The sequence below is a fragment of the Microbacterium sp. DMC48 genome (assembly GCF_056313825.1).
In genome coordinates, this window is the sequence record NZ_JBQUZN010000006.1 from 433,368 (window position 1) to 453,151 (window position 19,784).

The following is a 19,784-nucleotide window of genomic DNA, read 5'->3' on the forward strand; positions in this document are numbered from 1 at the left end:
CGCTGGGCGCACGCGGAGAGGGGTGGATGCCGGGAGCACCGGCATCCACCCCTCTTCGTCGCCTGATCGACGACCGGCCTCGCGGTCAGTGACCCGCGTGCGGATCGACGGTCATCACGGTGCCGTCGGGTCGCACGAGCGCCGCATCCTGCACGGCGCCGAGCGCCGGTGTGGTCACGACCGCCACGAGACCCGCGGCCAGAAGCAGAGGAACCAAGCGGATCGCGCTGGCCGGCGCCACGGGGCGGCGACCGTCGGCGATGATCATGACGGCGGTGGTCAGCAGGAGGACGACCGCGACCGCCGCGGCGAGAATGCTCGCGCGGCCTCCGGTCAGAACGACGAGCGCGGCGACGCCGATGACAGTGACGAGCGTCGACGCCGCCGCGGTCCGGGAGAGGAGCAGGCGGCCGGTGGTCAGCGCCGCCGCGCCCCAGGCCAGCCACAGCAGTCCCGCCACGGCGAGGACGACGCCCGCCCCGCGGGCCGCGCCCGAAGACACGTCACCCGTGATGGCGGCCGCGCCCATGCCGATCGAGACCAGACCCGCCCCCCACGCGAGCGGCACGGTCCAGGCGCGCACGGCGGCTCCCGGAGCGGCCGCCGCGCGGGAGGGCGCGCTCATGCCGTGACCGACCGTGCGCCGCGCTCGGCGCCGAGAGCCACACCGAGCAGCACGATCGCGCTGGCGAGGTGCAGGAAGTGGTCGGGCACGTTCAGCGCGAGGATGTTCGCCGACGTGCCGACGAGGAAGAATCCGACCACGCCCAGCAGCAGATAGGCGGCGCCGATGGTGGCGTTGACCGTCTTGGCGGCGCGCACGCCGCTCAGGCCCGCGATCACGAGTGCCGCGCCGATGAGAAGGTGCGCGATGTTGTGCAGTGGGTTGACGGCGAAGATCCCCAGCAGCAGTCCACCATCGGTGGCGAGGAATCCGACGCCTCCGGTGACGGCGAAACCCAGGGCCCCGACGACGAGGTAGACGGCGCCGAAGACGGTGGCGACGAGACGGTTCGGTGACGAGCTCATGACTGACCTCCTGTTCGGGTCGCGACCGATGTCGTGACGGAGGTTGTTCGCTGCGCCGCCCCGAACGGATTGCGGGCGGGCCGTGCCTCAGCTCAGCCGCGCGGTCACGATCCGCGTCGCGGCGGCGGGGTCGAGGCGGTGGCCGACCGATTCGGGAGAGACGATGAGCTCGGCGTGCGGCATCGCCGCCGCCAGGCGTTCGGCGGCCGCGGTGAGGATCGGGAAGGTCTGCTGGCCGCAGAGGATCGTCACCGGCACGTCGACGGTGAGCATGGCGTCCGTCGGCGTGGACAGCTCGCGGGCCAGCGTCGCGTCGTACACGGTCGACTGGGCCAGCGGCACGATGCCGGCGAAGGCGTCGGTGGCGCGGAACTGCGCGATCATCGCGTCGGGAAGCCCGACGGCCTCGCGCTGGAAGAGGACGACGGCCTCTTCGCGGTCTCCCGCGTCGACGAACGCCTGGATGCGCGACGGCAGATCCGGCGCCGGCTCGTCGATGCCGAAGTGGAACGGGGGTTCGGACAGGAACAGCGCGCGCACCGGCACCCCCGTCTCGACAGCGAGGGATGCCGCGTACAGCGCGATCACCGCACCCGAGGAGTGCCCCAGCACCGCGACCTCTCCGCCGGCGTCGGCGATGACGGCGGCCAGATCTTCCGCCTCACGACGCGGTGAGAACGGGGTCGTGTCGCCGCTGTCGCCCCGAGCGCGCCGGTCGTAGGTGATCGCCCTCATGCCGGACTCGGCCAGCGTCGTGGCGAGCGCCGCGGCATCCTTCGCGGTCGACAGGGCGCCGTTGACGATCACGACGGCGGGCCCCGATCCGGTGTCGTGGACGGCGAGGCGGGTTCCGTCGGCGGAGATCACGTGATGCATGGCCCGATGCAAGCACTGCCCTCCGACATCGTCAAGGCGCAGGCGCGCTGACGTCGTCGTCTCGGTGTCAGAGGAGGTCGGCGCGGTGCACAAGGGCGCCGGCGCCGATGAGCGGGGCATCCCCGCCCAGTCCGGCACGCACGACCTTCAACCGCCCGGCGTACGCGTTGACGGCGCTCTCGCGAACGACTCGTTCGATGCGTTCCGGATAATCGTCCGCCACGAACGAGAACCCGCCGCCGACGACCGCCAGCTCCAGATCGAGCAGGGTCGCCGCGCTCGTGAGGCCGACACCCACCGCGTGCGCGGACCGTGCCACCGCCGCGATGGCCACGTCCTCGCCCGCGCGGTAGGAGACAGCGAGCTCTTCGCCCGTCGTGCCCACCCAGCCCTGCATCCGCGCCCACGAGACCGTGTGCGGGCCCGAGGCACGGTGTTCGAGGGTGGATGCCGCCGGATCGCCGGCGACGTCGGCGACGATCATCTGACCGAGGTGGCCGGCATTGCCGGAACCGCCGGCGAGGAGGCGCCCATCCGACACGATGCCGCCGCCGACGCCCGTCGACACGACGAACACGATCGCATTGCGCACCCCCGCCGCCGCACCGCGCCAGGCTTCGGCCAGGGCGATGCACGTGCCATCCAGGCGCAGCGTCACGGCGTCCAGCCCGCTCGCGGCTCGCACCGCCTCGACGATGCGAAACCCGTGCGCGGCGGGAAGGTTGATCGGCGCGATGGTGCCGGCGGCGACGTCGACCGGTCCGGCTGCGCCGATGCCCGCCGCGACGACCTCGTCCCATCTCTGGTGCGCGCGACATCCGTCGATCACCGCGGTGAGACCGCGCTCGAGCACCGTGACGTCCGTGGCCGCGCCCGCGCCGGTCGGGCTGCGGTGGCGCGACCCCTCGATGATCGCGCCGTTCGCGTCGACGAGGGCGCCCTCGATCTTCGTGCCGCCGAGATCGATCGCCAGTGCCAGAGTCAAACCGCGTCCTTGAGGGAGTGAGAGACGACGCAGTCCGGGCCGTATGCCCGGAGCCGTATAGACCTAAGCGTAGTGTCGGCACCAGCGATCGGCACCCGCCTTTGGCTTCGCCCAACGGACATCGTTGCTCACGATGGACGCCGATCAACGGAGTCGGTCATGACCACACTCGCCCCCACCTCCACCCTCGGACCGATCAGACAGACCTACGCGACGTCCGAGACGTTCCCCTCGGTCGCCTGTTCGTACACTCAGGTGTCCCAGGTAGTGAAGGAGCTCGGGCTTCTGCGGCGCGCGCCGGTCTTCTACGCGCTCGTCGGTTCGGCGCTGGCCCTCTGCCTCGCCGGGTGTGTCGCCGGCTTCGTGCTCCTCGGCCAGAGCTGGTTCCAACTGCTGATCGCAGCGGCGCTCGGGATCGTCCTCACTCAGGTCGCGTTCCTCGCCCACGAGGCGGCCCACCGCCAGATCCTCTCGACGGGACCCGCCAACGACCGCCTCGCACGCATCCTCGCCGCCGGCGTCGTCGGCATCAGCTACTCGTGGTGGGACTCCAAGCACTCGCGCCACCACGCGAACCCCAACCGGGTCGGCAAAGACCCCGACATCGAGGTCGACACGATCTCGTTCCTCGTCGAGGATGCCGTTCAGGCACGGGGAATCCGCCGCGTCATCACGCTGCACCAGGGGTGGTTCTTCTTCCCTCTGCTGACGCTGGAGGGGCTGAATCTGCACGCGCACGGCATCCGTCACCTGCTGTCCCGCCAGCCGGTGAAGAAGCGCGGGCTGGAGCTGGCGCTCATCACGACGCGCCTCGCCGTGGTCGTCGTCCCCGTCTTCCTCCTGTTGCCGCTCGGCATGGCCTTCGCGTTCCTCGGCGTGCAGCTCGCCGTGTTCGGCGTCTACATGGGTGCGTCGTTCGCGCCGAACCACAAGGGAATGCCGATCGTCGACGCGAACGCCCGGCTCGACTTCTTCACCAAGCAGGTCCGCACGTCTCGCAACATCACGGGCGGCTGGTGGGCGACCTGGATGTTCGGCGGGCTCAACCACCAGGTCGAGCACCACCTCTTCCCGAGCATGGCGCGCCCGCACCTCTCGCGCGCACGCGCCGTCGTCCGCGACTACTGCAAGAGCGCCGGCATCCCCTACACGGAGACGAGCGTCTGGCGCTCGTACGCCGTCGTCATCGACTACCTCAACCGTGTCGGCCTCGCGGCACGCGACCCGTTCGACTGCCCGATGGTCGCCGGCTACCGCCGCGCCTGACGCCCCCGGCGGTGCCGGCTGCGGTCGCGTCAGGCGTTGCGCTTCACGACGCGCATGAGCCACGCGATGATCGCGATCAGCAGGATCACCAGTCCGATCCACAGCAGGAACTTCGCCGCTTCGACGAAGACGCCGAGGAGGATCAGGACGATGCCGACGATGAGAAGGATGAGTGCGAGTGCCATGGTTCCAGTGTGCCCGTGTCGCTCGCCCGGGCGCGGGGGCTTGACATCGCCGCGGGAGGCTGTCAAGCCCCTCGTCGCGACCGGCCGCTTCGGCTGTACTGAGGATCACCATCCGACGTACTGATGATCCCCGGCGAGGTCGAAGCGTGAAAGACATCCTGATTGAGGGGCATCGCATCCTCACGACCGATGACGTCGCGGATGCGGTCCTGACGTACGCGCAGCGCCTGAATCAGGCGGGCTCCACCGACATCGTGGAGTTCCCCAGCATCGACGACGGCGCCCTCAGCGTCTGCCGGATGCTCCTCGGCAGCGGCATCCCCGTCGCCGTCTTGGATGCGACGACCTCGCTTGCCTCCGACATCCTGGGGGCCGACCGCGCGTGCGCGGAGATCTCCCGGCGCACGGCGGCGCTCGCTAGCGGCTCGAGTCGATCGGGGCGCGCGTTACTGTAGAGCAGTGGGACGGTTCAGTTACGACGGCAGCGTCAAAGCGGAGTTCGACGATCGCGTGCTCGCGCACCTGCAGGTCGTCATCAGTCAGAAACTCCGCCGCGGCGAGACATTCACCTTCACGTGGCGCAACGACACGAGCCTCGGTGACGGGCGCACGGCCATCTGGCTGCACCCGCACGCATCGATCGTCTACTCGTACCACGGCAGCCGTCAGCCCGCCCTGAACCGGGCGTGGCTGGAGGCGCTGACACACGCCGCGAACTCGACGGCGGGGTTGCAGATCGTCCCCGAGCCCGAGGGCCCCTACTCCGGTGAGGTCTTGACCGGCTGACGGCCTCGCGCGTCGCACGGGCGCGGGGACCTGTCAATCCCCTCGCCTCGCCGCCGAGCGTCCCGGAGAGTGGGGGAGAAGGCGGTGACGACGATGACGCAGACAGCGCATGTCGGCGGCCACCTCGAACTGCTCCCCATCGATGAGGACGCCTGGCGGTTGTGTGATCGCCGCGTGAGCGCACGCGACGCCGAATTCGTCGTGGCCTACATCGAGCGCACGGACGGCGGGTTCGAGACGGTCTGGATGCGAGGCGGTGCGCGGCGTGCGCGTCTGTCCTCGCTGGAGGAGTGTGTCGAGAGGGGCGAACGGATCCTCTGCGAGCAGGAACGTTCCACCGCGAGCCGACCGATCCCGATCGCCCACTTCCCGCCGGCACGCGGCTTCTGACGCGATCAGTCGTCGGCGACCGCGACCGTCTGCGGCGCGTTGTCCGCGTCGCCGTCGACCGATTCGATCTGCTCCTCGGTGAGCTGGATGCCGCCGGACGAACTGGCGGATTGCGCCAGCTCTTCGATCCACGCGCGGTTCAGCTCCGTGGGCTCCGGATCGTCGAAGACGAAGCGCAGCGGAATCGACGGATGCAGCCAGATGGTGCTGCGGCCGCGGGTCTCGCCGTCGGGGTGCTGCCACGACACGGTGAAGCTCTCGCCGCGACGGAGCTTCGTGGCGACGACCACCTTCAGGTGGGCGAGCACTCTGTCCTCGATATGGATCGGAGTCGCCGAGCCCCCGTAATAGATCGTGCCCACGATGCGATTGTAGGCCGCGGGACAGCGATCAGGGAGTGATCAGGCTCACGCCGGCCTGCAGGAGCGCGCTCGTCAGGGGAGGCGGCGGCGCCGCATCGGTGATGAGGTAGTCGACGCCCTCGAGGGGAGCGACCTGGGCGAAGAGTCGGCGGCCGAGCTTGGAGGAGTCGGCGAGCACCGCCGTGCGGTCAGCGCGGTCGATCATCTCCGCCATCATCGTCGCGTCGCCGAGGTTGCTCGTCGAGTAGCCGGACTCGTCGACGGCGCCGACGGCGACGAGCGCGAGGTCGCAGCGGATGTCGAGTTCACGGCCACCGGCCGCCATCGCGAAGGTGACGGGGCCGGTGGTGGCCTGTGTGATCGTCCGGACGGCGCCGCCGAAGACGTAGAGGTCGCGAAACGCCGACGGGGCGATCTCCGCCGGGATCCTCAGATTGTTGGTCGCGATCGTCAGGTCGCGGTGTCCTCGGAGCGCGCGGGCGACGGCGAGCGTCGTCGTGCCGGCGTTGAGCATGACGACCGCGCCGTCGTCGACCATCTCGGCGGCGAGCCGGGCGATCTTCTCCTTCTCCTCCACCTGCACGCGCAGGCGCACGTCGAGACCCCGATCGCGCAGCGCCCCGTCGGTGGCGCTCACGGCGCCGCCGTGGGTGCGGATGAGCGCGCCCTCGCGATGGAGCTGGTCGAGGTCGCGGCGCACGGTGTCGATCGACACGTCGAAGTGCTCCGACAGCTCGGCCACCGTGACCTGCCCCTGTTCGGCGACGTAGGCCGCCAGGTCGGCTTTGCGGCCGGCGGGAAGCCGGCGGCCACGGGGGGCTGCTTTGTCCATGTCTTCATCCCTAGCACAGTGGATGCTGTTTTCGCGCCCATAACCGGCATAAGAGTGCAGAAGATGGCAATTTGTGGAGCAGACCTCTTGACCGAGCGGCAAAAGACGGCATAATGGTGCTGAAAGACGCATTTATCCGCAGTGGTGCGGAGGGCGCACAAACTCAAAGAGGAGAAACGATGTCCAGAGTGGGACGGGGTCACAGCACGGCCCGCACGGTTCTCGGCGCGGTCGCGGCGGCGGCGACGCTGGTTGCGATGGCGGGCTGCTCCAGCAGCGCGTCGCCGTCCGGCAGCGGCGACGCCGGCGGAGATGTCACGATCGAGTTCGCGCAGTGGTGGGAGCCGGAGCTGCCCGACGGACAGTTCCGCGCGCTGATGGACCAGTTCGAGTCCGAGAACCCGGGCATCAAGGTCAAGCTCGTCAGCGGCCCGTACGCGTCGACGAAGGAGCAGCTGTTCGCGGGGGCCGCGTCCGGCACCATGCCCGACGTCGTCGGCCTCGACGGCGCGTGGGTCAACGACTTCGCCTCCAAGGGCGTGATCGCGAACCTCACCGACCTGATGACGCAGAACAACTACGACGAGAGTCAGCTGGCGAGCCAGATCAAGGTCGACGGCAGCACCTACATGATCCCGGTCGTCAACTTCGTCTACCCGATGTTCACGAACGACGACCTGCTCGCCAAGGCCGGCGTCACCGCACCCCCGTCCACGCGCACCGAGTTCGCCGACGCCGCGAAGAAGATCAAGGCCCTCGGCGGTGACGTCTCCGGCTGGGTCCTGCCGCTCTCGCTCGAAGCCCCCAACGGCGTGCAGAACGACGTGATGTCCTGGGTGTGGGCGTCGGGCGGATCGATGCTGAAGGACGGCAAGCCCGATCTCACCAACAAGGACGTGACCTCCGCGATGAACTACATCGACGGGCTGTGGAAGGACGGTGTCATCGCCTCCGGATCCTTCACGATGAAGGAGCAGGACAAGGTCGAGGAGTTCACCAACGGTCGCGTCGGCATGATGATCGACTCGCTGGCGCACATCAACCTGATCCGTCAGTCGAACCCCAACCTCAAGTTCTCGATCTCGGCGATCCCCGCCGCCGACGGCTACACCGGACAGCGCGGCATCCCCTACGCGTCGTGGGGCATCGGCGTCGCCGAGAACTCCGCGCACAAGGATGCCGCGTTCAAGCTGGTGTCGTTCCTGATGAGCAAGGACACCAACTCGAAGCTGTCGACGCTGGCCAAGGCGTTCCCCGGTAACACGCAGTCCACCCCGGACTTCTCGGGCAGCGACGAACTGTTCAAGAAGGCGTTCGACATCTACAAGGCGGGCTACCCCGCGAACGAGTTCACCGGGCTGCCGACCGCGGAGGACCTCATGCGCCAGCTCGGCCAGCAGCTGCAGACGGCGCTGGACGGTCAGCAGTCCATGGACGATGCGCTCAAGAACGCGCAGACATCCTGGGCCGCAGCGTTCTGAGCCGCCTCGCCCCCACCCGGGTGCCGCATCGCTGCGCGACAGCGGTGCGGCACCCACCCACCCACCCGTCCGGCGCCGGCCGGAACCCCGCAAGGAGCCGTGCGGTCTCATGACCCTGAAAACCCCCGTCTCGCTCGACACCGAGGTGCTCGTCACCGGCGTCGCGCACTCGCGTCGCCGGCGCCAGCTGCGCCGCACGACCGAGTCGTACGCCTTCCTCGCGCCGACGCTGATCCTCCTGCTCGTGCTGATGATCGTCCCGATCGTCATGGTCATCGGCTACTCGCTGCAGAGCAACGTCATCCTCAGCAAGAACGGCCAGTTCGTCGGCATCCAGAACTACTTGACGGTGCTCGGCGACGGCGCGTTCTGGAAGGCGACCTCCAACACGGTCGTCTTCACCGTGGTCAGCGTCGCCGCCCACCTCGTGCTCGGCCTCGGCTTCGCCCTCATGCTCAACAGCACGCTGATCGGGGCCGTGCCGCGCGCGATCTTCCGAGGGCTCTACGTTCTGCCGTGGCTGTTCACCGTCGCCGTCATCGCCGTCCTCTGGCGGATGCTGCTGGCTCCCAACGGAGTGATCAACTTCCTCCTGAATGCCAACGTCGAATGGCTCGCCTCCCCGCAGCTCGCTCTGGGCACCGTGACGTTCATCAACATCTGGGCCGGCTACCCGTTCTTCATGGTGAGCCTTCTGGCGGGCCTGCAGGGCATCCCCAGCGACCTCTACGAGGCCGCCACGGTCGACGGGGCCAGCAGCGTGCAGCGGTTCTGGAACGTCACCCTGCCGCAGCTTCGGCCCATCATCGTCAGCCTGCTGCTGCTCGATCTCATCTGGACTTCTCAGCAGTTCGCCCTCATCTGGATGACGACCGGCGGAGGCCCGATCGATGTGACCGAGGTGCTCAGCACCTACACCTACAAGTTGGCCTTCGCGAAGTACGACTTCTCGCTCGCGGCGACCGCCGCCGTGCTCGTCTTGCTCATGTCGATGGTCCTCGCCGTGTTCTACGTGCGGCACCAGAAGGCGAGGGATTGACATGGCCATGTCCGTACAGACACGTCGGCGCACCGCGCGCGTCGGCATCGTGATCGGCCTCGTCCTCGGGGCGGTGTTCGCCGCCGGTCCCGTGGTGTGGATGCTCTCGAACTCGTTCAAATCGAACACCGAGATCTTCGAGCTGCCGCCACGACTGATCACCGACACGTTCTCCCTGAACGCCTACGTCGCCATCTTCACGAACCCCGAGACGATGCGGTTCTTCCTCAACAGCTACATCGTCGCCGGTGCCGTGACGGTGCTGACGCTGCTGGTCGCCATCCAGGCGGCGTACGCGTTCAGCAGGTTCGATTTCCGCGGCAAGCGCGTGCTCAACGTCATCATCGTGAGCGTGCAGGCGGTGCCACCCATCACGCTGCTCATCCCCTACTTCGGCCTGATGGTCGGCCTCGGCCTGTACAACACCTATCCCGGCCTGATCCTCACGTACATGGTGTTCACGCTGCCCTACGCGATCATCATGATGACCGGCTACTTCAACACCCTGCCGCGCGAACTGGACGAAGCCGTCCGCGTCGACGGTGCCGGTTCGATGACCGCCCTGTGGCGGGTGCTCGTGCCCATCTCGGTGCCCGGCATCGTGTCGGTGGGCATCTACACGTTCATGATCGCGTGGAACGAGTACCTGTTCGCCCTGACACTGACCCGCACGATCGACATGCGCACGGTCCCCATCGGCATCCAGCTGCTGATGGGCCAGCACTCCTACGAGTGGAACCAGATCATGGCCATGAGCGTGCTCGGCTCGATCCCCGTCCTCATCCTCTTCCTCTTCTTCCAGCGCTTCTTCATCAGCGGCCTGACGGCCGGCTCGGTGAAGAGCTGATCAGACCCGTCCGCACGGACGCCTCTCACCACCCCCACCGACAGGAGAATCCACCGTGGTGCTGTACACCGGCAAGTCCATCCTCGACATCGCCAACCAGAACAACTTCGCCATCCCGGCCTTCAACATCAGCGATTGGGCGATGTTCCTCGGCGTCATGGACATCAGCGAGGAGAAGAACGCGCCCGTCATCATCGCGATCCACCCCGACGAGGTCGCGCACGTGACGACCGACCTCATCGTCGCGATCCGCGAACGCGCGCACCGCTCGTCGGTACCGGTCGCGATCCACTGGGATCACGGCGGCACGTACGAGCAGATGATCGTGGCCATCCAGGCCGGCTTCACGTCGGTCATGATCGACGCATCGCTGTTGCCGTTCGAGGAGAACGTCGCACTCACCCGCAAGGTCGTCGAGGCCGCGCACGCCGTCGGCATCCAGGTGGAGGGCGAGCTCGGCACGATCGGCGCGAACGACAGCTACGGCGAATCCGGGGCCGCGGAGATCATCTACACGAACGTCGACGACGCGGTGCGCTTCGTCGCCGAGACCGGAGTCGACAGCCTCGCCATCGCCATCGGCACCTCGCACGGGCTGTACCCGTCCGACAAGAACCCGGAGTTGCGCCACGACCTGCTCGAGCAGATCAAGGCCGCGGTGAAGATCCCTCTCGTCCTCCACGGCGGCTCGGGCAACCCCGACGCAGAGCTCGCCCGCGCCGTCTCGCTCGGCATCAACAAGATCAACATCTCCAGTGACATCAAGGTCAGTTACCACAACCGGATGCGCGAGATCCTCGGCACCGACGAGCGCCTGCGCGAGCCGAACGCCATCCAGCCCGAGCCGATCGCCGCCCTCAAGGCGACGGCCGCCCAGAAGATCGACCTGTTCGGCGCCGCCGGCAAGGCCGACCTGTACTGACGCACGTCGGCAGGAGATCATCGACACCATGAGCGCGCGACTCGTCCTCGGACTCGGCGGCACCGTCGACTACGAGATCCGGTGGGATGCCGCGGTCATCAGCGATCTGGCCCGCCACCACGGCGTGCGCCGGGCGGAGCTGGCGGCCCCGGGCCCCATCGACGACGAGCGCGCGCTCATCGTCGCGATCCTCGCCCTGCTCGAACGCGGCGTCGGAGGGGAGCGGTTCGCCGCCTCCTCCGACCTGCTCGAGACCTTCGCTGCGCGTTTCGAGACGGCGGTGACGCTCGGCGGCACGGGGGTGCGCGCGGGAATCGCGCTGGCCAATCTCGGCATCCCCAGCACGCAGCACCTCGTGAGCATCGACGACAACGTGCGACGTCTCATGCCCCCGATCGTCGACTGGGTGTGCTCGGCCTCCGCGGACACCCTCGATCCGCACCTGATCGTGCAGTACCCGGCGGGGGCGGTCGTCGCGCTCGCCGACGGCGAGGTCGCAGCGCCCGCGGCGAATCGGGTGATCGTCGCCAACGATCGACCCAACCGCGAGATGGCGATCGCTGCGCAACTGGGCGAGCGCCTGCGCGACGCCGACGCCTTCCTCGTGTCGGGATTCAACACGATGCAGGATGCCGAGCTTCTGGCCCTGCGCCTCGACGAGCTGGGGGTCGCGATGAGTCGGCTTCCGGCGGGGGCGCTGGTCTACTACGAGGATGCCGGGTTCTATCGCCGGGAATTCGCCGCGATCGTCCGCGATCGCCTCATCTCGCGCATCGATGTGTACGGCATGAACGAAGACGAGCTGCAGGAGTACGTCGGCCGGACGATCGATCTGCGCGATCCCGCGGATGTCGCCGCCGCCCTGGCCGAGGCGCACCGGCTCGTCCCGGTGCCGGCGCTCGTCGTGCATACGCGCTTCTGGTCGATCGCGGTCGGTGACGGCGCGCAGCGCCACCGTTCCGCCCTCGAAGCCGCGGTGCGGGTCTCGGCGACGCGCTACCGTCTCGGCGACGTGTTCGACGCGTCCGACCTCGACGACACCGGACGGCTGCCGCGGCATCCGGACGGCGCCCGCGTCGTCGCGGCCGTCGAGGGGTCGCGACCGGATGCCGTCGGGGTGGCCGCTGTCGTGGTCGACACCCCGACTCCGACCACCATCGGCCTCGGCGACAGCTTCGTCGGCGGATTCCTGTCGGTCACGCGCGTCGCCGACGCGGTGTCTGCGCCCTGACGGGCCTCGTCATGCCCATCCGGCTGCCCTCGAACCGTCCCGCGGATCGCTTCTACCGCGGCGGCGCGCGCCTGTGCGCGTTCCGGGGCGAAGCGCCACCGGCCGGACGCGAACCGGAGGACTGGATCGCCTCCACGACCACGGTGTCCGGTGCGGCGCTCACGGGGCTGACGGCGCTTCCCGACGGCGGCGGAGGGCGCGGCATCCTGCTGCGCGATGCCGTCGCCGCCGACCCCGTGCACTGGCTGGGCGGTGCGCACGCGCAGCGGTGGGGTGCCGATACGCGTCTGCTCGTGAAGCTCCTCGACGCCGGTCAGCGCCTGCCCGTACACGCCCATCCCGACGACGCCTTTGCGGCCGCCCATCTCGGGCGCGCGCACGGGAAGGCCGAGGCCTGGTACATCCTCTCCGGCGGAACGGTGCACCTGGGGCTGCGTGAGGACGTCGACCTCGACCGGTTGGCGCAGATGGTGGCCCGCCAGCGCACCGAGGAGCTGCTGGCGCTGCTGCACCGCGTGGAGGTGCACCCGGGCGACGTGGTGTGGGTGCCTCCCGGAGAGCTGCACGCGATCGGTGAGGGCGTGCTCCTGCTGGAGCTGCAGCAACCCGAGGACCTCTCGATCCTTCTCGAGTGGCGCGGCTTCGCACTGGACGGCGCGGCCGATGGCCACGTGGGGATCGGGTTCGACCGGGCCCTCACCGCCGTCACCCGTCGGGCGCGCAGCGCCGCCGAGATCGACGAGCTCGTCCACCCGGCGCCGGTCGGGCATGAGGGGTCGGTGTTTCCCGCGGCGGCGGATGCGTACTTCCGTCTCGAGCGTCGTGTCGTGGAGGGTACGGCCGTGATCTCCGCGGGCTTCGCCGTCATCGTGGTGACGGACGGCGACGTGGTGATCAGTGGCGCCCCCGCTCGGGTGGGGACGACCTGGCTGGTCGCTGCGGCGGAGGGCGATGTGGTCGTCAGCGGCCGCGGTGAGCTCCTGGTCGCGCGACCGCCGGCGCCGTAGCCCGTCGCGTTCGGTGCCCCGGCGGTCGGCGACCTCAGGAGATGCGGGAGTGCTCGCCGAGACGGTGCCAGGTGCGGTTGTGGTAGACCAGCGCGTCGCCGGGCTCTCCCGGGGCGACGTCGCGCTCGAGCTGCGACTGCAGTGCGTGTGCCGCGAACACGGTGGAGCCCCCGGCATCCATGCGTTCGATGACGGCGCACCGCACCCAGGCGCGCACGTCGTGGTAGACCGGCTCGCCGGTGACCAGCCGCGACCACGGCTGCGACCCGTCGAAACGATCGACGCCGCTGGTGGCGCCGAGGCGGGCGAGGTCGAGGTCATGCGCATCGAGCAGATGCACGACGACGGTCTCGGCCTTGGCGAGCACGGCGGCCGACGACGACAGGGCGGACACCGAGAAGATCAGCAGCGGCGGCTCGGCGCTGACGCTGGCGACGCTCGTCGCCGTGAGCGCGACCGGTCCGTCGCCGGCATCGGCGGTGATGACCGCCACGCCGCCCGGGTGGCCGCGGAAGAGCGCCTTGAACTCGTCGGACGACAGCGACGAGGAGAAACCCGGTGAAGTGAGATCGGTGGCGTGGTGCGCGGGGGCATCGACCGGCACGGCGATGGGTGCGGTGGGCGACGAGGTCATATCTCCACGGTAAACGCACTGAGGAAGGCGGGCTCCGTCAGGCGCAACACGGCGACATGTCCGGGGCCGCGCTCCGCTCAGGAGGACGCCGCCAGCGCCCGGTCGAGGTCGGCGATGAGGTCGCATGCCGTCTCGATGCCGATCGAGAGCCGGATGAGCCCGTCGCCGATTCCGAGCCGCTCCCGCTCCTCGGGCGGGAACGACACGTGCGTCGTCGTCGCCGGATGCAGCGCCATCGAGCGGACATCGCCGATGTTCGTCATGCGGCTGATGAGGTGCAGGCCGTCGAAGAAGCGCTCGGCGGCGGGCCGCCCGCCGCGGACGGTGAACGCGAACACCGATCCGGCGTGGCCGCCGAAGCGCTCCTGTGCGATGCGGTGGTAGGGGCTCGAGGGCAGAGCCGCGAAGTCGACGCTCTCCACGGCGGGATGCCTCGCGAGCCACGCGGCGACGATCTCGGCGTTCTCGAGGTGCTTCGCCATGCGCAGCGACAGCGTCTCGATGCCCTGCTGCAGCAGGAACGAGTTGACCGGCGACAGGGCGGCGCCGAGATCGTTGACGATGCCGAAGCGCAGGTACGCCTCCAGCGCACGGGCGCCGTGGCTGTCCACGAGCGCGGGACGGCCGGGGGCGGCAGGTGCGGTCAGCCCCGGATAGTCGCGCGACGAGCCGGCCCAGTCGAAGCGGCCGCCGTCGACGATGACGCCCGACAGGGCGGCGCCGTGACCGGTGAGGAACTTCGTCGAGGAGTGCACGACGACATCGGCGCCGTGCTCGAGCGGGCGGATGAGGTACGGGGTCGCGACGGTGTTGTCCACGATCAGGGGGATCGTGTGCCGCCGCGCGATGCGGGCGACCGCGGCGACATCGACGAGGTCGTTCTTCGGACTGGGGATCGTCTCGACGAAGATGGCCTTCGTCTGCGGCGTGATCAGACGCTCCCACTCGTCTTCGTCCGCAGGATCGCGGACGTAGTCGGTCGACACGCCCAGACGGGCGAAGGTGCGATCGAAGAGGATGCGCGTGCCGCTGTAGATGCTCGCGGTCGACACGAGACGCTCGCCGGCGCCGGCGAGCCCCAGCAGCAGCGCCGTGATCGCCGCCTGTCCGGAGCCCACGACGATCGCTCCCATCCCGCCTTCGAGCGAGGCGATGCGGCGCTCGGCGACCTCGTGCGTCGGATTGAGGTTGCGGGAGTACAGCTGACCCGTCTCCGCTCCCGTGAAGCGGTCCTCGGCCTGCGCGAACGAGTCGAAGCGGTAGGCGGCCGTGAGGTAGATGGGGGTGATGCGTGCGCCGTGGTTGCGGTCGTCGACCTCACCGGCGTGCACCTGGCGGGTGTCGAAGCCGTAGTCGTCGCTGTCGGGCTGCGTGCTCACCAGCACAGATTAGGGCGGACAGGGCGAATGTGACGGATCGGCCGTAACACTTCGCGCTCCGTTCCGCACACGCGGATTCGGAGATCGGCAACGGATTCGGATCATGTGGCGCCTCGCATCCGCATCCGTTGCCGGCATCCGCATCCGTGCGCACCCGGCGGAGGGGGGAGAGGGCGACAGGGAGAGGGAGGGGCAAGCGCGAGCGCCCTCGCCGCTAGCGTGGAGCCATGAGCGAGAAAGCACGCTGGGCGGTTCTGGGCGCCGGTGTCATCACGGGCGACTTCCTCGCGGCGCTGCCGCACGCGGAACACGGGGTTCTGCACGCGGTGGGAGCGCGCGACGGCATCCGGGCGCGTGAGTTCGCCGACCGCCACGGCGCGCCGGTGGCCGGTACCTACCACGAGGTGCTGGCGCGCGAGGACGTGGATGCCGTCTACATCGGCACCGTCCACACGACGCACGCCGAGCTCGCGCACGCCGCCCTCGATGCGGGCAAGGCGGTGCTCTGCGAAAAGCCCCTCGGGATCTCGACGGCCGAGACCGAGGCCGTGCTCGACCATGCGGCGCGGGCCGGGCTGCCGCTCGTGGAGGCGTTCAAGTACCGCTTCGGTCCGTTCGCAGAGCAGCTGCGCCGGCTCGTCTCCTCCGGTGCGATCGGCGAGCTGCGGTCGGTGGACTCCACGCTCGGGTTCGCCGCCGACGCTCATGACGGGCGTCTGTTCGACCCGGCGACCGCCGGCGGTGCGATCCTCGATGTCGGGTGCTACCCGGCATCCCTCGTCGTGGGGCTGGCCGCGTGGGCGGGCATCGCCCACCCGCCCGTGATCGTGGACGCCGACGGTGTCGTGGGCGCCGTTGACGAGCAGGCGCGGGCGACGATCGCGTTCGGCGGGTTCGAGGCGCGGATCGCGACCGCCATCACCGCCGATCTGCCCCGTCGCGCGGTGGTGCACGGAACGGAGGGCGTGCTCGAGATCGAGAACGTCTGGGGCAGCCGTGTGGTCTCGACCGCCGACGCGGTGCTGCGCCGCCCCGACGGCACGATCGAGCGCATCCATACGGACACGATCAGCCCGATGGCCGCCGAGGCCGACGCGACGATCCTGGCGCTGCGGGACGGCCGCACCGAGGCGCCCGAGATGCCGTGGGCGCAGACCCGCGCGACCGCGCGCCTGCTCGAGGAGTGGCGGGCCGCGCTCGGCTGACCCGGCTCGTGCTGTGCGCTCGCCGCTGCGGAGTTCACAGAATCGGACACCATCGACGGATGCGGATCCGCTGCCGGTTCAGCGTCGGCGGAACAGACCGCGCCGGCGTCGAGGCTCGGGCGGCGACGGCGGGGTGGATGCCGCCGCGAGGCGCTGCCGACGGCGCTCGTGCCACGCCGCGACCTCGGCGTCGGCGTCGCGGGTCGCCGTCACCACCGGCGGACCGCCCTGCAGCTGGCGGCGGGCCTCGACCACGCGCCGGTTGAAGTCGTCGACGTGGGCGCGCACGTCGGCTTCGCGCGTCAGGGCGTCGAGGGTCTGCGCGAACTCGGCATCCTCGGTGCGCAGCATCAGCGCGGCGGGTCCGAGGCCGGTGAGGCGCTCGTTCTGGATCTTGCGGCGGATCCACCAGTCGGGGTCGTGGTGGTCGCCGAGGCCTTCCAACGGTTTACCGGCGCCGGGCAGATCGTCGAAGTCTCCGCGGCGGATCGCCTGCTGGATGGCCGTCTCGACGTACATCGCGCGGTCGTGGGCGGTGGGCGTGCCGTGCGCGGGCGACGGCGCATCGGTGGCGCCCACCGCGGGGGCGCCCTCGCCGGACGCGCGCGCCTCCTGCGCGATCCGGTAGCGCGCCGCCTCCAGGCGCGGATCCTCGCTCATGCGTCCAGGTTAGGCGCCGGCACGCTCAGACGGCTCGGATCGCCGCAGAGGCCGGACCGTGCAGCTGTCCGTGCAGGCGTTCCATGCGGGCATCCAGCAGGGATGCCGAGTCGGCCGCCTCTTTGAGTTCGGCGAGCAGTCCGTCGGGAACCGCGCCGGCGTACTTGTAGTAGATCTTGTGCTCCAGGCTCGCCCAGAAATCCATCGCGATCGTGCGGAACTGCACCTCGACGGCGACGTCGACGCGCCCCGACGAGAGGAACACGGGGACCTCGACGATCACGTGCAGACTCTTGTAGCCGTTGGCCTTCGGGTGGGCGATGTAGTCCTTCACCTCGCGCACGGTGATGTCGTCCTGCTGGGTGAGCAGGTCGAACAGGCGGTAGGCGTCCTTCGTGAAGCTCGTCGTCACCCGGATGCCGGCGATGTCGGTGATGGCCGCGCGGATCGCGTCGAAGCTGGGATCGACACCCTTGCGCGTGATCTTGTCGACGAGGCTGTCGGCCGACTTCACCCGACTGGAGACGTGCTCGATCGGGTTGTAGTCGTGCATCAGCAGGAACTCGTCGCGGAGGATGCCGAGCTTGGTCTCGACCTCCCGCAGGCCGAACTGGTACTCGAGCAGGAAACGCTGGAACTCGTCGCGCATCATCCGCAGCTGCTCGGCCGAGAAGGTCGTCACTCCCTCGTCGGTCGAGATGGACAGGGGCTGCGAAATCGCTTCCATGGTCTCGACCGTAGCCAGCCCTCCTCGGCGCCGGCTGTGCGAACCGGGGGAGTCGGCCCGAGCGGCGAGGGAGAATGAGGGGATGCCGTCGTCCACCCCGTCGCCCCGCTTCGGCGCCCGCGTGCGCGCGGAGGCGGCCCACCTCGCGCGGAGCCTTGCGACGTTCGGTCCCGCGCGCGGCCGGCGCTGGCCACTCGCGTTGCAGGCGGGACTCGCCATGGCAGTGCCGATCGTTGCGCTCGCGGCATCCGGCCACGCCGACCTCGCGCTCCTGTCGGCGACCGGGGCTTTCGCCGTGATCTACGGCGGCTGGCTGCGCCCTCGCGAGCGCGCCCGCGTCGCGCCGCTGTTGGCGCTGGTGCTGTGGGTGTGCGCCGCCGGCGGCACGCTGGCGGCGCAGGGCGGCGTTGCGTTCGTGCTCGGCGGGGTGCTGGTCACCACGATCGTCGTGTCGGCGCTGGCCGGTGCCGTCTCGCTCGGGCCACCCGGACCGGTGTTCTTCGTGCTGGTCTTCGGTCTGTCTGCACAGATCACCTCGCGGCACGGCGGTGCGCGTGCCGTGGACCCGGCGGTCTACCTCGCCGTCGTCGCCGCGTCGGGCGCGTTCGCCTGCCTGCTGGTCGCGGCACCGCTGCTGTTGCCGCGGTACCGCCGCGAGCGGCCTCGACCGCGTGCGGAGCTCTTTCCGCTGCAGTGGTCGGCGCTCGCGCAGACCCTCACGCTGCGTGCGGCGATCGTGGGCGTCACGGGCGTGGCCGCGGCGGTGGTCGTCGACCCGGCACGCTCGTACTGGATCGTCTGCGCGGGTCTGGCCGTGGTCGGGCTGCCGGTGGGGCGGCGGGATGCGGCGACGCGCGGCGTCCACCGCACCGTGGGCACCGTGGTCGGCGGCGCGCTGTATCTCGGGCTGGCATTCGTGCCGCTGCCCGTCTGGGCGCTCGGGCTGCTGCTGGGCGTACTGCAGTTCGCGATCGAGATGGTCGTGGTGCGCCACTACGCGCTCGCACTGGTGTTCATCACGCCGCTCGTGCTGCTGCTGATCGGCGCGGCGACGGGCACGGGCGAGACGCTGCCGCTCGCTCTGGAGCGGATCGTCGACACGATGGTCGGGGCGGCGGTGGGGACGGTCGCGGCGCTCGCGGTGCGGCTTCGCGCAGGGGACTGACGGCTGGCGGCCGCCAGCCGCACGCCCTGTGCGGGCCGATTTTCCGCGTATGCATATACTGAGAAATTACATACTGGAAGGTCGGGGGAGCACAGATGTCGGTGCGTCACAGCCTGCTGGCGATCCTCGATCAAGCGCCGTGCTACGGGTATCAGCTGCGCGCCGAGTTCACGCGACGCACGGGGGCGAGCTCGCTGAACGTCGGCCAGATCTACAACACCCTGGAGCGCCTGGAGCGCGACGGGCTCGTCTCCAAAGACGACGTCGACGCCCAGGGCCACGTGTACTGGCGCATCACGGACGACGGATCGGCCGCCGTGCGCGAATGGTTCGACACTCCTGTCGAGCGGGGGGAAGCAACCCGCGACGAACTGGCGGTGAAGGTCGCTCTCGCAGCGACCCTGCCCGGAGTCGATGTGCTGTACCTGGTGCGCGCGCAGCGTGCGGCATCTCAGGGGCGGCTCGACGAACTGACGGCGCGCTACGCCGGCGTGGATGTCGACGATCCGGCATCCGTGGTCGGAGCGCTGCCGCTGTCGGCGTCGCTGTTCACCGCCGAGTCGGAGGTGCGCTGGCTCGCACACGTCGAAGAGCGGCTGTCCAGCCCGTCGATCGCCTCGCTTGCGCAGGGGCTTTCGTCTGAGCGGCCCAAGCGGGGACGGCCGGCGCGGAGCGCCGCCGCGACTCCGTGAGAGGCGCACCGAGACGTGACACGTGTCATGTTCCGCTCGTGACAGCGCCCTCCTGACGTTCCGGGCGTGCGCGATCAGAGTGGA

General features: G+C 69.7%; 24 protein-coding genes. 13 read left to right on the plus strand and 11 right to left on the minus strand.

The features are described from left to right. Positions 1 to 85: 85 nt before the first annotated feature. From ACT53O_RS13990 to ACT53O_RS14005, 4 genes are all read right to left on the minus strand, one after another. Complete coding sequence (locus tag ACT53O_RS13990) at positions 86 to 625, minus strand: hypothetical protein (protein ID WP_036316377.1); 540 nt, start codon at positions 623 to 625, stop codon at positions 86 to 88. Further along, on the minus strand, positions 622 to 1,029 hold the full coding sequence (locus ACT53O_RS13995) for a DUF4383 domain-containing protein (RefSeq protein WP_036316378.1): 408 nt from the start codon (positions 1,027 to 1,029) through the stop codon (positions 622 to 624). The genes ACT53O_RS13990 and ACT53O_RS13995 overlap by 4 nt, the downstream gene beginning before the upstream one ends. 87 nt (positions 1,030 to 1,116) lie before the next feature. After that, positions 1,117 to 1,905, minus strand: a complete 789-nt coding sequence (locus tag ACT53O_RS14000; RefSeq protein WP_112931851.1) for an alpha/beta fold hydrolase — start codon at positions 1,903 to 1,905, stop codon at positions 1,117 to 1,119. A gap of 67 nt (positions 1,906 to 1,972) precedes the next feature. Next, positions 1,973 to 2,890 (minus strand): ROK family protein, encoded by a 918-nt coding sequence (locus ACT53O_RS14005; protein WP_347417768.1) that lies wholly within the window; start codon positions 2,888 to 2,890, stop codon positions 1,973 to 1,975. A gap of 159 nt (positions 2,891 to 3,049) precedes the next feature. On the opposite strand from ACT53O_RS14005, the gene ACT53O_RS14010 reads away from it, so the two are divergent. Continuing rightward, complete coding sequence (locus ACT53O_RS14010; protein ID WP_476153063.1) at positions 3,050 to 4,156, plus strand: fatty acid desaturase family protein; 1,107 nt, start codon at positions 3,050 to 3,052, stop codon at positions 4,154 to 4,156. Between the two features lie 29 nt (positions 4,157 to 4,185). On the opposite strand, the gene ACT53O_RS14015 is transcribed toward ACT53O_RS14010, so the two are convergent. Next, positions 4,186 to 4,341 (minus strand): hypothetical protein, encoded by a 156-nt coding sequence (locus tag ACT53O_RS14015; RefSeq protein WP_016464229.1) that lies wholly within the window; start codon positions 4,339 to 4,341, stop codon positions 4,186 to 4,188. Positions 4,342 to 4,487: 146 nt separating this feature from the next. Here ACT53O_RS14015 and ACT53O_RS14020 point away from each other — a divergent pair, with 146 nt between their 5' ends. The 3 genes from ACT53O_RS14020 (at position 4,488) to ACT53O_RS14030 (ending at position 5,517) form a co-directional block, all read left to right on the plus strand. After that, entirely contained in the window at positions 4,488 to 4,796 is a 309-nt protein-coding gene (locus tag ACT53O_RS14020; protein ID WP_051039455.1) for a hypothetical protein, read from the plus strand. A gap of 4 nt (positions 4,797 to 4,800) precedes the next feature. Then, positions 4,801 to 5,127, plus strand: coding sequence for a DUF7882 family protein (locus ACT53O_RS14025; RefSeq protein WP_005049636.1), 327 nt, complete (start codon positions 4,801 to 4,803; stop codon positions 5,125 to 5,127). Between the two features lie 93 nt (positions 5,128 to 5,220). Beyond that, on the plus strand, positions 5,221 to 5,517 hold the full coding sequence (locus ACT53O_RS14030; protein WP_244295603.1) for a hypothetical protein: 297 nt from the start codon (positions 5,221 to 5,223) through the stop codon (positions 5,515 to 5,517). Positions 5,518 to 5,522: 5 nt separating this feature from the next. Here the strand turns inward: ACT53O_RS14030 and ACT53O_RS14035 are convergent, their stop codons facing one another. Both ACT53O_RS14035 and ACT53O_RS14040 read right to left on the minus strand, forming a co-directional pair. Further along, positions 5,523 to 5,879, minus strand: coding sequence for a DUF7882 family protein (locus ACT53O_RS14035; protein ID WP_036316385.1), 357 nt, complete (start codon positions 5,877 to 5,879; stop codon positions 5,523 to 5,525). Between the two features lie 28 nt (positions 5,880 to 5,907). Next, positions 5,908 to 6,711, minus strand: coding sequence for a DeoR/GlpR family DNA-binding transcription regulator (locus ACT53O_RS14040; protein WP_112931847.1), 804 nt, complete (start codon positions 6,709 to 6,711; stop codon positions 5,908 to 5,910). Between the two features lie 179 nt (positions 6,712 to 6,890). On the opposite strand from ACT53O_RS14040, the gene ACT53O_RS14045 reads away from it, so the two are divergent. The 6 genes from ACT53O_RS14045 to ACT53O_RS14070 all read left to right on the plus strand — a co-directional run bounded on the left by ACT53O_RS14045 (position 6,891) and on the right by ACT53O_RS14070 (position 13,238). Continuing rightward, a complete protein-coding gene (locus tag ACT53O_RS14045) occupies positions 6,891 to 8,192 on the plus strand; it encodes an ABC transporter substrate-binding protein (RefSeq protein WP_294979864.1) in 1,302 nt (433 codons plus the stop codon). Positions 8,193 to 8,301: 109 nt separating this feature from the next. Then, a complete protein-coding gene (locus ACT53O_RS14050; RefSeq protein ID WP_135948988.1) occupies positions 8,302 to 9,231 on the plus strand; it encodes a carbohydrate ABC transporter permease in 930 nt (309 codons plus the stop codon). A 1-nt stretch (position 9,232) separates the two neighbouring features. Continuing rightward, positions 9,233 to 10,078 (plus strand): carbohydrate ABC transporter permease, encoded by an 846-nt coding sequence (locus tag ACT53O_RS14055; protein WP_135948989.1) that lies wholly within the window; start codon positions 9,233 to 9,235, stop codon positions 10,076 to 10,078. 55 nt (positions 10,079 to 10,133) lie between these two features. Continuing rightward, positions 10,134 to 11,000 carry a ketose-bisphosphate aldolase gene (locus ACT53O_RS14060; protein WP_476153066.1) on the plus strand — a complete coding sequence of 289 codons (867 nt, stop codon included), beginning with the start codon at positions 10,134 to 10,136 and terminating at the stop codon, positions 10,998 to 11,000. Positions 11,001 to 11,028: 28 nt separating this feature from the next. Continuing rightward, the gene (locus ACT53O_RS14065) at positions 11,029 to 12,231 is read left to right on the plus strand and encodes an ADP-dependent glucokinase/phosphofructokinase (RefSeq protein ID WP_476153068.1); all 1,203 of its coding nucleotides are present in this window, start codon (positions 11,029 to 11,031) and stop codon (positions 12,229 to 12,231) included. 11 nt (positions 12,232 to 12,242) lie between these two features. Beyond that, positions 12,243 to 13,238, plus strand: coding sequence for a class I mannose-6-phosphate isomerase (locus ACT53O_RS14070; protein WP_476153070.1), 996 nt, complete (start codon positions 12,243 to 12,245; stop codon positions 13,236 to 13,238). Between the two features lie 34 nt (positions 13,239 to 13,272). Here the strand turns inward: ACT53O_RS14070 and ACT53O_RS14075 are convergent, their stop codons facing one another. Then, complete coding sequence (locus ACT53O_RS14075; RefSeq protein ID WP_347417764.1) at positions 13,273 to 13,872, minus strand: flavin reductase family protein; 600 nt, start codon at positions 13,870 to 13,872, stop codon at positions 13,273 to 13,275. A gap of 77 nt (positions 13,873 to 13,949) precedes the next feature. Further along, positions 13,950 to 15,257: an O-acetylhomoserine aminocarboxypropyltransferase/cysteine synthase family protein gene (locus ACT53O_RS14080; RefSeq protein ID WP_476153072.1), complete on the minus strand. Its 1,308-nt coding sequence runs from the start codon at positions 15,255 to 15,257 to the stop codon at positions 13,950 to 13,952. 221 nt (positions 15,258 to 15,478) lie between these two features. Here ACT53O_RS14080 and ACT53O_RS14085 point away from each other — a divergent pair, with 221 nt between their 5' ends. Further along, positions 15,479 to 16,456, plus strand: a complete 978-nt coding sequence (locus ACT53O_RS14085) for a Gfo/Idh/MocA family protein (RefSeq protein WP_476153074.1) — start codon at positions 15,479 to 15,481, stop codon at positions 16,454 to 16,456. Positions 16,457 to 16,534: 78 nt separating this feature from the next. Here the strand turns inward: ACT53O_RS14085 and ACT53O_RS14090 are convergent, their stop codons facing one another. Next, positions 16,535 to 17,116, minus strand: a complete 582-nt coding sequence (locus ACT53O_RS14090) for a DnaJ family domain-containing protein (RefSeq protein ID WP_476153076.1) — start codon at positions 17,114 to 17,116, stop codon at positions 16,535 to 16,537. Between the two features lie 25 nt (positions 17,117 to 17,141). Beyond that, positions 17,142 to 17,843 carry a GTP pyrophosphokinase gene (locus ACT53O_RS14095; protein ID WP_036316420.1) on the minus strand — a complete coding sequence of 234 codons (702 nt, stop codon included), beginning with the start codon at positions 17,841 to 17,843 and terminating at the stop codon, positions 17,142 to 17,144. 82 nt (positions 17,844 to 17,925) lie between these two features. Between ACT53O_RS14095 and ACT53O_RS14100 the strand changes: the two genes are divergently transcribed. Next, the gene (locus ACT53O_RS14100) at positions 17,926 to 19,008 is read left to right on the plus strand and encodes an FUSC family protein (RefSeq protein ID WP_476153078.1); all 1,083 of its coding nucleotides are present in this window, start codon (positions 17,926 to 17,928) and stop codon (positions 19,006 to 19,008) included. A gap of 95 nt (positions 19,009 to 19,103) precedes the next feature. Continuing rightward, complete coding sequence (locus ACT53O_RS14105; protein ID WP_112931835.1) at positions 19,104 to 19,700, plus strand: PadR family transcriptional regulator; 597 nt, start codon at positions 19,104 to 19,106, stop codon at positions 19,698 to 19,700. Positions 19,701 to 19,784: the final 84 nt, after the last annotated feature.

Excerpts from the sequence above, each read along its gene's own strand:
- ACT53O_RS13990 (WP_036316377.1), bottom strand. The coding sequence starts at position 625 with ATGAGCGCGCCCTCCCGCGCGGCGGCCGCTCCGGGAGCCGCCGTGCGC.
- ACT53O_RS13995 (WP_036316378.1), bottom strand. The coding sequence starts at position 1,029 with ATGAGCTCGTCACCGAACCGTCTCGTCGCCACCGTCTTCGGCGCCGTC.
- ACT53O_RS14000 (WP_112931851.1), bottom strand. The coding sequence starts at position 1,905 with ATGCATCACGTGATCTCCGCCGACGGAACCCGCCTCGCCGTCCACGAC.
- ACT53O_RS14010 (WP_476153063.1), top strand. The coding sequence starts at position 3,050 with ATGACCACACTCGCCCCCACCTCCACCCTCGGACCGATCAGACAGACC.
- ACT53O_RS14015 (WP_016464229.1), bottom strand. The coding sequence starts at position 4,341 with ATGGCACTCGCACTCATCCTTCTCATCGTCGGCATCGTCCTGATCCTC.
- ACT53O_RS14030 (WP_244295603.1), top strand. The coding sequence starts at position 5,221 with ATGACGCAGACAGCGCATGTCGGCGGCCACCTCGAACTGCTCCCCATC.
- ACT53O_RS14040 (WP_112931847.1), bottom strand. The coding sequence starts at position 6,711 with ATGGACAAAGCAGCCCCCCGTGGCCGCCGGCTTCCCGCCGGCCGCAAA.
- ACT53O_RS14045 (WP_294979864.1), top strand. The coding sequence starts at position 6,891 with ATGTCCAGAGTGGGACGGGGTCACAGCACGGCCCGCACGGTTCTCGGC.
- ACT53O_RS14050 (WP_135948988.1), top strand. The coding sequence starts at position 8,302 with ATGACCCTGAAAACCCCCGTCTCGCTCGACACCGAGGTGCTCGTCACC.
- ACT53O_RS14055 (WP_135948989.1), top strand. The coding sequence starts at position 9,233 with ATGGCCATGTCCGTACAGACACGTCGGCGCACCGCGCGCGTCGGCATC.
- ACT53O_RS14065 (WP_476153068.1), top strand. The coding sequence starts at position 11,029 with ATGAGCGCGCGACTCGTCCTCGGACTCGGCGGCACCGTCGACTACGAG.
- ACT53O_RS14070 (WP_476153070.1), top strand. The coding sequence starts at position 12,243 with ATGCCCATCCGGCTGCCCTCGAACCGTCCCGCGGATCGCTTCTACCGC.
- ACT53O_RS14075 (WP_347417764.1), bottom strand. The coding sequence starts at position 13,872 with ATGACCTCGTCGCCCACCGCACCCATCGCCGTGCCGGTCGATGCCCCC.
- ACT53O_RS14085 (WP_476153074.1), top strand. The coding sequence starts at position 15,479 with ATGAGCGAGAAAGCACGCTGGGCGGTTCTGGGCGCCGGTGTCATCACG.
- ACT53O_RS14090 (WP_476153076.1), bottom strand. The coding sequence starts at position 17,116 with ATGAGCGAGGATCCGCGCCTGGAGGCGGCGCGCTACCGGATCGCGCAG.
- ACT53O_RS14095 (WP_036316420.1), bottom strand. The coding sequence starts at position 17,843 with ATGGAAGCGATTTCGCAGCCCCTGTCCATCTCGACCGACGAGGGAGTG.
- ACT53O_RS14100 (WP_476153078.1), top strand. The coding sequence starts at position 17,926 with ATGCCGTCGTCCACCCCGTCGCCCCGCTTCGGCGCCCGCGTGCGCGCG.
- ACT53O_RS14105 (WP_112931835.1), top strand. The coding sequence starts at position 19,104 with ATGTCGGTGCGTCACAGCCTGCTGGCGATCCTCGATCAAGCGCCGTGC.